The sequence below is a fragment of the Flavobacterium aquidurense genome (assembly GCF_002217195.1).
Classification (GTDB): Bacteria; Bacteroidota; Bacteroidia; order Flavobacteriales; family Flavobacteriaceae; genus Flavobacterium; species Flavobacterium frigidimaris.
The window spans coordinates 84,559-95,896 of sequence record NZ_MUGR01000020.1; the positions used below are offsets into that span (position 1 = coordinate 84,559).

Annotated in this window: 4 protein-coding genes; all 4 read left to right on the plus strand. The window is 34.4% G+C overall.

Translation table 11 applies throughout. The features are described 5' to 3' along the window. The first annotated feature begins 21 nt into the window (after positions 1 to 21). The 4 genes from B0A67_RS10940 (at position 22) to B0A67_RS10955 (ending at position 11,238) form a co-directional block, all read left to right on the plus strand. Positions 22 to 1,851 carry a metallophosphoesterase family protein gene (locus tag B0A67_RS10940; RefSeq protein ID WP_072960032.1) on the plus strand — a complete coding sequence of 610 codons (1,830 nt, stop codon included), beginning with the start codon at positions 22 to 24 and terminating at the stop codon, positions 1,849 to 1,851. A gap of 53 nt (positions 1,852 to 1,904) precedes the next feature. After that, entirely contained in the window at positions 1,905 to 5,945 is a 4,041-nt protein-coding gene (locus B0A67_RS10945) for a hybrid sensor histidine kinase/response regulator (protein ID WP_072960029.1), read from the plus strand. 323 nt (positions 5,946 to 6,268) lie between these two features. Then, entirely contained in the window at positions 6,269 to 9,934 is a 3,666-nt protein-coding gene (locus B0A67_RS10950; RefSeq protein ID WP_072960026.1) for a hypothetical protein, read from the plus strand. Between the two features lie 431 nt (positions 9,935 to 10,365). Then, positions 10,366 to 11,238 carry an inositol oxygenase family protein gene (locus B0A67_RS10955; protein ID WP_072960023.1) on the plus strand — a complete coding sequence of 291 codons (873 nt, stop codon included), beginning with the start codon at positions 10,366 to 10,368 and terminating at the stop codon, positions 11,236 to 11,238. Positions 11,239 to 11,338 lie beyond the last annotated feature (100 nt).

Here is an 11,338-nt window from a genome sequence, read left to right on the forward strand (position 1 = left end):
TGAGATAAAAAATAAAAATACATGTTAAGAGTATCGTGTTTAATAGTGCTAGTACTTTCTTTATTTGCCTGTAAATCAAAACAGACAGATCAAAAAAAGGCTGTACAAATAGCCTTTATTGCCGATGCTCATTTACAGGATATTTTTGCAAAATTTGAAGACAATGATTATCAGGGAATCAAAAATCCTGTAACAGGGGAGTATGCCAATATTAGAACGATGAGTTCGCAATTGCATTCGACCAGAATCTTCAATGAAAATTATTTTGCATTTTTAGAAGCATTAAATGATATCTCAAAAAGAGGCATTAAACAGGTTGTCCTTCCCGGCGATTTTAGCGACGACGGACAACCTGTTCATGTTCGCGGACTGAGAAAAATACTCGATCAGTATGCAAAAGAGAAAGGCATGTCGTTTTTTGTAACCACAGGAAATCACGATGCTGTAAAACCTTTTGCACAAGAAGCTGTAAAGACTGATTTTTTGGGAAAAGACGGTCAGGAACAAATTATCAGCAGTTCTAAAACCAATTTTAAAAAACAGGATAATCAATTAGCCCCGATAATCACAGCCGACATAAAAAACTGGGGATACAAAGAGACATTAAACGAAATGGCTGCTTTTGGATTCTTTCCGCAAAAAAAAGATTGGTATTGGGAAACTCCTTTTTCAACTTATACGTACGACACCTATAATTTTGATACAGCTACAGCAGAATCTGTTCTTGAAAAAAGAACCTATGCAGTAAAAAACACCAATTTATCACTTCCGGATGCGAGCTATTTGGTCGAGCCCGTAAAAGGGATCTGGCTTTTGGCAATCGATGCCAATGCTTATGTTCCCAATAAAAATTTATCTGGTCAGGCAGACAATCCCAATGATTTTTCCGGAGCCAGTATTGGGTATAATAATGTGCTTATTTATAAAAATCATTTGATCAACTGGGTAAAAAAAGTCTCGGCAGAAGCCAGACAAAAAGGAAAAATACTAATCGCCTTTAGTCACTATCCTCTGGTTGATTTTAATAATGATGCCTCACCAGAATTAAAATTGCTTTTTGGTGCCGATAAAATGCAATTGTCAAGAGTTCCCAGTGAAGAAGTGGCCCAAACATTTGCCGATGCAGGAATTCAGATTCATTTTGGCGGGCACATGCACATCAACGATACAGGAGTGCGGACGACTGCAAAAGGCAATACGCTATTTAATATTCAGACACCATCATTGGCGGCTTACATGCCGGCGTATAAAATACTCACGATTCATTCTGATTCAGAAGTTGAGGTAGAAACCGTAATAGTAGGTTCCGTTTCAAAATTCAATAGTTTATTCCCTTTTTATGAACAAGAATATGCGCATTTGCAGAATATAAAAAGTCCCGCTATTTGGAATAAAGAAGTTTTGAAAGCTAAGGACTATAAGAATTTTACCGAATGGCATCTGAAAGAATTAGTACGTCTCAGGTTTTTGCCTGAAGATTTTCCGGCTGCATTTTTAAAATCAATTCAGGATCTTTCCGGAAAAGATTTACTGCTTCTCCATAAAAATAATGCAGAAGTTGCAGCAACATTAAAATCTAATTCCTTAACCCTTAGGGATTTTGAAACATGGAACGGTTTTGATATGATATTTGATTTTTACCGATTAAAAAATGCAGACGAATTAGCACTTCCCGAAATAGGAAGCAGCAGATTAAAACAATATGAAATAGTCTGCAGAGCGCTAGAAAAATCAAATGATAAAAATCTCGTGTTATGGTCTGCAATATTTTTGAAAACCATGAAAGGACAGCCTGCGGATCATTTTAAAATTAACTTAAAAACCAATAAAATTGAACGAATAACTCCTTAAAAAGATAATAATAATTTAATCTAAAAGAGTATATTGCAGTTATAATTCATTTTATGAAACAGAATCCCTATATCTTATTTTTTTGTTTGATTGCGTTTTTTTATTCTAATTCGCAGAGTATAAAATTTACGCATTATAATGACAATAATGGCTTGTCTCATAATTCTGTGAGACATATTGTGCAGGATAAAAAGGGCTTTTTGTGGTTTGGAACATTTGCCGGACTGAATCGTTTCGACGGATATCAATTCAAAAATTATCTGAGTACTGCTTCCGGTACAAATAAGTTAAAAAACGATGATATAACTGCTTTAGAACTTGATGAAGCATCGAATCATTTGTGGATAGGCACCAGAAAAGGACTAACCCTTTTTAAAATGGACACGCAGGTTTTTGTGACTTTTCTCAAACAAAAAAACAATCCCAACAGCCTGCCCGAGGAAGAGATTCGCTCGGTTCACGTAGATAAATTCAAAAGAGTCTGGGTAGGAACCAAAACCAAAGGAGTCTATATGTTTTTCCTGAAAGAAAACAGATTCGAAAAAATCCCGATAAAAGGTTTTGACTATGTAAAAGAAATCTTTGAAGACAAAAAAGGCAATATCTGGATTGGAAGTTATGACAAAGGTTCAGTAGCAAAAATAACTTTCGACAGTAAAGGAACGATTGTAAAAATGAATAATTATGCGCTTACTGTTCCCAATTCGAACGTCAAAAACCCGTATATCAATTTTATTTACGAAGACGCCAAGTCTGATATTTTTATAGGAACCCGTGAAGGATTGTATAAATTAGATAAAAAGAACGATCAGTTTATTAATTTATATATCGAAAACAAAGAAATCAGAGGCAGTTTAGGGCCTTATTTTTTGTCGGTTGCACAGGCACCGGATGGTAAATATTGGGTAGGAACTTTAGGCGGATTATTAGTTTGCAAACAGTTAGAAGACATTAAAACCGGCGATTATAAATGGTACTATTCTATATTATCAGATGATACTTCGATAGTAGATAATTTAGTTTCGGCACTTTATTTTGATGCATCAGGCGTTTTATGGATAGGAACCGAAGATGGTTTGGATAAGTACGATCCGTATGAAAATCAGTTTACACTCAACAAAGATATCTCCCGTTTTATAGGCAATCAGGCGCCTCGTATACGTGGCTTTTCTAAAACCTACGACGGAAAAGTAATTGTGGTCACAAGTCATAACGGACTTTTTATTTCGAGCGCCAAAGGATTTGTCCCGCTGCACGATAAATCAAAAGATATTGCCAGTATTTACTCCGATGATGGCAGGATTTTTTATTGCGGTCTTTGGGATGGCAATGTGCTGGTTTATAATTACAGTACCAATTCATCAAAAGAAATTAGTGTTGGTTTTGATACATCGCCCGTATTTGCATTTAATAAAATAAACGAGCAGTCGGTTATTGTTGGATCATTTGGAGAAGGAGCTGTTATACTGAATACTAAAACTTTAGAAATTCAGACATCCAAAGGCAAATTATTACCCGGTTTTCAGATTAATGCCATCGAAAAAGACAGCAAAGGAAATGTATGGTTTGCTACAGAAACAGGCGTCGTACGATACCATTACCCATCCGGTAAAATAGAAACGTATAAAACACTTTCTAAAAAAGAAAACGCTTTACCGCATGAAGACAATGTCAGCGATATTATTGTAGACAATAAAGGCAGAATATGGGCTTCAACCCGTTTTGGATTATGTTTTTATGAGGCTAAAAAGAACAGTTTTACAACCGTTAATAATTTTAAGGAATTGTCCGGCAAGTGGATTACAGATATGGTATCTGATGTAAACGGAAATTTATGGCTCAACATCAATAACAATAGTATCGCCTGGGTAAAATCAGACTTGAAAGACATCAATATTTATCATGTCAATAGTGGGAACAGGCTCGATGTTTTTAGCTCCGGCGGTTTTTTCAATTTCAATAATACAACTATTTATTTAGGAGGTAAAAACGGCATTATTTCTTTTTCTCCACAGGCAATGAAAAGAAATAAATGGTCGCCGGAACCGGTTATTACCGAATTTAAAATTCAGAACGAAGAGGTATTTCCCGACATGGAAATCAATGGACAGATTCCGCTTTTGAAAGATCTGAATTATGGCAAAGAAGTAGAACTCAACTATAAAAACCGCAATTTTTCGCTTCAGTTTTCGACACCTTCATTTGCAAACGAAAAGCTCAATAAGTTTCAATACATGCTGGAAGGTTTTGATAAACATTGGATTACAGTCAATAGTAACTCCAGAATTGTTCAGTACACCAATCTTTATCCGGGTAAATATGTTTTTAAAATAAAATCGAGCAATAGTGACGGACACTGGAGTAAAGTTGTATCGTATCAAATTAAGATTTTGCCGCCTTTCTGGCTTACACCCACTTCATTTGTGCTGTTTATTTTAGTACTTTCCTGTATTTTTTATTTTATTCGAAGAGAGATTAAACACCGTATCCGTCTAAAACAGGAATTGCTTACTGAAAAAGTAAACAGGGAACACGATGTAAAGCTGAACAATGAAAAACTAAGGTTTTTTACCAATATCTCGCATGAATTAAGAACGCCGTTGACACTTATTTTAGGTCCGGCCAAGCAGTTATTAGATGAAAATAACAGCAATGCAACCGAATACGAAAAAAGCAGGTACAATCTTATTTATCAGAATGCCAGCAGACTTTTGAACCTTGTCAATCAGGTGCTCGATTTTAGAAAAGCACAATCAGGCGAATTAAAACTTAAAGTTTCAAAAACGGATATTCTGGTGTATTCAAAAAATATCTTTGATTCGTACAAAGAAATGGCCTACAACAAGAAAATCAAATTAAATTTTATTGCCGAAGTTGACAGTATTAACGGTTGGATTGATAATGACAAATACGATAAGATTCTTTATAACCTCTTGTCTAATGCCTTAAAATTCACCAACAAATATGGAAATGTAGATTTGTTTCTGAGACTAAAATCAGGAACAGAAGGCGTATTAATTATTGAAGTAAGTGACGATGGAATTGGAATCCCGTTGAAAAGTCAGGAAAAAATCTTCAAACGATTTTATCAGGCCACAAACAGCAAAGCAAATAATACGGGATCGGGAATTGGTTTGTCGTTAGTCAAATCATTGGTGGCGCTTCATAAAGGATTTGTAGCTGTAGAAAGTACACCGGGAAAAGGAAGTACTTTTAGAGTTGAGATTCCAATAGATCGTGCCTCTTACGACAGTAAAGAAGTATTTGAATATGCTTTGAAAAATGATAATCTAAGCATGCTTATTCCTGAAAAAGCAGCTAAAAAAATTATCCAGAATACAGAACTAAAAGAGAAAATACTGGTTATAGAAGACAATATCGAACTTCGAAAATATCTCGTCGATTATTTGTCAGATTATTATAAAGTTTATGATGCCGAAAACGGTGAAGAAGGCCTGAAAATCTGCCGACAAATAAAACCTATTTTATGTGTTGCAGATGTCATGATGCCTGTTATGACAGGATTAGAATTTTGTAAAGAGCTAAAAAGCGATGAATTTATCAGTCATATTCCGGTTGTTTTATTAACCGCATTAGCTGAAAACACAGATAAGGTAAAAGGATATGATATGGGCGCAGACGGTTATTTAGTAAAGCCTTTTGAACCTTTATTGCTAAAAACGGTTATTGAAAATATTATTAAGTCGAGATTAGAGCTCAAAGTAAAATTCTCCGGTGAAGTAGAAAGTAAAATAAGTTTATTGACGCATTCACCAATTGATGAGGAGTTTATGGAAAAAATCACAACATTAATCAATGATAATCTGAGTGAAGTAGAGCTGTCGACAGAATTTCTATGCGATAAACTGGGGGTAAGTTCCTCTAAATTATACCGAAAAATCAAAGAATTGACAGATTTGGCCCCCAATGAATTTATCAGGACAATTCGTTTGAAAAAAGCGGCAGAGCTTCTAAAAACCAAAAAATACAATGTTTCGGAAGTCACCAATTTAGTTGGATTTAATGATCCGTTGTATTTCAGCAGATGTTTCAAAAAGCAGTTTGGTTTCCCGCCAAGTAAATTGATAAATTGATCTGTTTTTTTTACAAATTGCTTCTTTTTATTGCCACAGATTAAAATGATTCCAAAAAGAGTAATCATTTTAATCTGTGAAATCTGTGGCAAAAGCAAAGCAGGCAAATACTGCAGGTATTTTTTTTGCCACAAATTGTATCAATTCATCATAATCAAATTCGTGATAATTAGTGCATTTCGTAATGAACTATTATAGTGTTCAATGCATTATCTGCAAATGTTAACACTAAACGCAAAAAACAGACCTTAAAAGGAGAAAAACTTTTTTTAAAATTGATTTAAAAGTATAATTCTTACATTAGCCGATTCTAAATTTATACTATGGAGAATTTTATTCTTTTGGCATTAATCGCCTGTATTGTTATTTTGTTTAATAATTTTTCCAATTTAAAAAAGGAAAACGAATACCTGGATTCTCTCTGTAGAAAGAATAAAGAAGATTACAACTCTTTGAGAAAAGAGATCGAGGAGATCAAAAAGCAAATCACACAGCCGGATTTTGTTGCTGAAACGATAGCGCCAAAAGTAGAGAAAATAGAAATAATTCCCCAACAAACTCAGGAAGTTCCTCCGCCAATTATATCCGTTACCGATCCTGTTGTGGAGGAAGTTGTCCAAAATGAGAAAGATACAATACCTGAAGAAGTTCTTGAAAAACTAGCTCTGAGTATAGAAAGTCCAACGATTTATATCAATGACAAAAAAGAAAATATTGCAGAAATAAAGACACCGGAACCGGTAGAAAATATCGAAAAGCAACAAACTCAGGAGTTATATGAAGCAGAAGAAAAGCCTGAACCTCAGAAATACGAAGAAGAAGTGTATGTAGAAAGTGCTTTTTCGATTCTAATAAAAAAACTCGAACAGCAATTTGCCGAAAACTGGACCGGAATTTTAGGAACAGCCATTATGGTTTTAGGAATTGGCTACCTTAGTATTTATACCGCCATGAAAGTTTCGCCAATGTTCAGAATTCTGATTCTGTGGCTTTACGCGGGAATTTTAGCGGGGTCGTATTATTTCCTGCAGAAAAAGGAAAAATGGCTTAAGACAGGACTTTGGCTTCGCAGTGCCGGAGCAAGTTTGTTTTTGTTTGGCTGTTTTGGTGCATCACAAATTCCGGCGCTCACTTTTATACATAATATTCCGCTCGCATATTCGCTCATCGGGATTGGGATCGCAATCAATTTATACGTAGGTTATATCATAAAGCAGCAGACTTTTTTATCCCTTCACGTAATACTGAGTTTCCTTATTTTATGTGTAATTCCCGAGAAACTCCTGATAACATTTTTATTGGCGTCGTTAACGGCAACAGCAGGAATAATTTTATCGTATAAAGAAAAATGGGAATATCATTTATTGATCGTTATTTCCGCCTTTATAATATTTGACATTTGGTTTACACAAGGAACAAGTATTTTAAGTCCGTCTCAGAATATCTTTGCGATACTTGGTATTGTTTTGGTTTCAGTAAGTTGTATGTACATGCAGTATCGCAGTATTTACACCAATACCCGTTTCGACCGAATTGCTTTTATAACGCATCTTGTCAATTGGGTTTTATTTGCTTTGGGCTTAATTTTACATTCTACGGGAAGCAAAATCAAAATTTTCGTTTTATTTACCGCCGCAATCCTTTGTCTTTGTGCAACTCTTTTTGCCAGAAAGAAAAAGATTATCTGGCTGTACCATTTAGATGGAATGGTTTCGTTTATACTCTTTGCGTTAAGTATCATCATGCTCAATGATTGGAAAGTAGGTTATGATATTATTGCTTGTGCATTGTACCTTTTGGTGATCGCTTGTCTGTTTGTCGTTTACAAAAGCAAAGAAGTGCTGTTGCACAAAATATTTTTAGTGCTCAATCACGTTTTCTGCCTGATGACTTTAGTATTTTTTCTGACGTGCATCAATCCGTCTTTTGAGCCAGCCCACATTACAAACTCATTTGCCACGGTCATTTTCATGACATTCATAACATTATTAGTTGCTGTTTTTTGTGCTGTCAAAAAAGAATATCTCGAAATTGACTCTTTTGTCTTTAAAAAAGATTTGAGTTTAAACGGAATTTTCTCCGTGCTGTTCTCCATATTGTTTTTTGTAAGCTGGTACCATACGATCGAAATTTCGTTTTATTATCCGCTTTTATTTATCGCTTTATTGTGGTGCCTTTTACGATTCAGATTCAAAACAAATACTTTTGATTTTGGAAGATTTACCTTTTTAATCATCACCATTGCCACAGGATTAATGTTGACCCTCACAGAGCCAAAATCGAATCTGGATATTGTCTTTGCTTTAGGAATTATGATTGTAGTAACGTTTAACTGGTTTGTGAAATTATTGTACAATGATGAATCGGTTGTCAAAACTATCGGAATCATTGGTATTAATCTATTGCTAATTTCGCTGTCGTATAAATATTTAGCACCGTATACTATTATCCAGATTTTTGGATGGTTTGCTATCGCTTTACTCAATCACGAGTTTTTATGGATTCAGTTCAAACGAAAAACCCTTACGAAAGATAATCAGGTCCTGCTCTACGGTTTTTGTCTTGCATTCTCAGTATTTGGAAGTGCTTTATTTGCATACAATACGCGATTTTTGAGCAATACTGAAATAGGATTAATAGCCATAGGACTTTCATTAATTGAAATTTATATTTTATTTGCAGATAAAATCAGAAACAAATCGAATGCTGTTATTTCAGGCTGGGCGAATTTCAATGTTATCAATTCAGAACTCATTCTTTTTAACGCTCTGGTTTTTGGATTTTCCTGTATTCAGCTCGATTATATTCCGGTTTATTTAGGAGGTCTGGCATTAGTTACTTTTGGGATTTTTCAAAAAATCGACAGACTTAAACGTTATAACATTTACTCTTTTGTGCTTTTAATTGGCGGGATATTTCTAAGCCTTTATTTAGCTGCTTTTGAAGCCAATACAGTGAGTGAAAATATTTTGTATGCGACACAGGCAATAACTGTTTTATTATCTGTTGGTTATAGTTACCTGCAAATGAAAAGCCAGAGAGAAGACGGTAAAATGTTTATTGCATTTTTGCCCATTATTCAGAACCTGTGGGTAATCGCTTTAGTACTTATTCAGGTAGAGGTAATTTATTTGGCACCACTATTTATGCTTTTAGCCATCCTGAATTTTGGTCTTATCTTATATAAAAAAATAGAATTGATTCCGGAATCCGTGATCATTATCGGACTTTTGTCTCTTTTGACTTCTGTTTTTTACAGTATCCGGGAACTAAATGATTTTACATTGTTGGCGTGGGTTTTACAACTTTCCAGCATTGTTTTATTGATTGTTTTAGTGCTGCTGATGAACAAAAAAGAGTTTATAAAATCACTTAGAATAGATTACCAAATCGTTATCAATATTTGGCTTTCTATCATTATGTTCTCGCAATTAGAACACAAATGGCTTCCGGTATTTTGGGCAGCAACAGCCATAGTAAACCTTTGTCTTTACTATAAAAAAATAGGGAACAAAAAAGAAATCAGTATTGTGTATTATCTATTGGCAAATTTCCATTTGGCATTTATTAGTTTCACGTATTACGAATCTAAATTCGAATTTGTTTATCTGATCATATTTGTCCTGTTGGCCTTATACATCTTTATTATTTATAAATATATTGAAGACTTCAGTTTCAGAAACAGTATTATTATTTATCCTGCGACATTTAGCATCGGATTGTTTTTGTTTCTCTCGTTCGACAAAGGAATTTTAACTTTCTTCTGGATTTTAGAATCTTTAGGATTGCTAATACTCGGAATTATCCTGAAAGAAAAATACTTCCGTTACGTTTCGCTCTCCTTAGTTGGAGTTTGCGTAATCCGACTTATGTTTTTCGATTTGTCAAATGCTGATTTCCTAATTAGGGCCTTGGTTTTATTGGGTGTTGGAGTAGTTCTTTTAGTAATGAATACTTTATTCAAAAAATACAAAGAGCGATTTGATTAAATAGAAATGATCTTTTTCTCGCCACGAATTTCGTAAATTATCACCAATTAATTCGTGTAGATTCGTACGATTCGTGGCGATATTTACACATTTTATACTGCAGAGGTACGTCTTGGCTGTATTTTTTTCACCACAAATTCTGCAAATTATCACCAATAAATTCGTGTAGATTCGTGCAATTCGTGGCGGAATCTACACATTTTATATGGTACAGAAACAAGCAGTGCGTCTCTGTAAAGTAATTTATCTAATACCAGTGTTATATCAAGTGATAAAACCCTTTACTCTTGATTTACAATTAGTTTGGTAACTGTTTTTTATTGAAAAAATCACATAAATTTAAAATCTATCCATGTTTTTGATGTATTAATCCATTTTGATTGCGGTTTGTAACTCTATTTTTGTCTGGTAACAATTAATTTTTAGATCTTATGAAAAAGCCAATAGACAGTAATAATCCGTTGCATAATCTGGATGAGTGGGAAGACGATTTGTTAGTACGCTATCCGGATCCGTCTGAACCTGTAAAGGAGAAAGATGAGTTTCGAAATTATGTCGATTCAGAAAGAGTAGAAACCGTTAAGGAGTTTTACAGAATAAATCACACCTATCAGACTTATGATTTTGTGTGCAGTAAAGAAGCTGAATTTTTACAGTTTAATAAAAAAGAAATGTCGATTTGGGAAGCTGTTGATTTTCTCAATACACTTGTAGACGACAGCGATCCCGATATAGATTTAGACCAGACACAACACCTTTTGCAGACCTCTGAAGCCATTAGGGCAGATGGTCATCCGGATTGGTTTGTACTAACGGGATTTATACACGATTTAGGAAAAATTCTGTGTTTGTTTGGCGAACCGCAATGGGCCGTTGTTGGCGACACATTTCCGGTAGGCTGTTCTTACTCCGATAAAATTGTATATCCTGAATTTTTTAAGGAAAATCCCGATTATACAGATGAAAGATTCAATACGAAATTTGGGGTTTATACTGAAAACTGTGGACTTGAAAATGTAAAAATGAGCTGGGGACATGATGAATATCTGTATCAGATTATGAAAGATTATTTGCCGGATCCTGCATTATATATGATTCGTTACCATTCATTTTATTCACAGCACAAAGAAAATGCCTATGCACATTTGATGAATGAGAAAGACATCGAAATGTTTGACTGGGTGCGCAAATTCAATCCTTATGATTTGTATACAAAAGCACCTGTTAAACCCGATGTAAAAGCGTTATTGCCTTATTATAAAGAACTAGTCGCTAAATATTTGCCTGAGAAAATGAAGTTTTAAAAGGTTACATAAACACATAGAAACATAGATTTTCTTTTTAGCATAAAAAAGATTTTTTTAAAGAAAATGGTTTCTCACACATAACTATGTGTTTTTATAA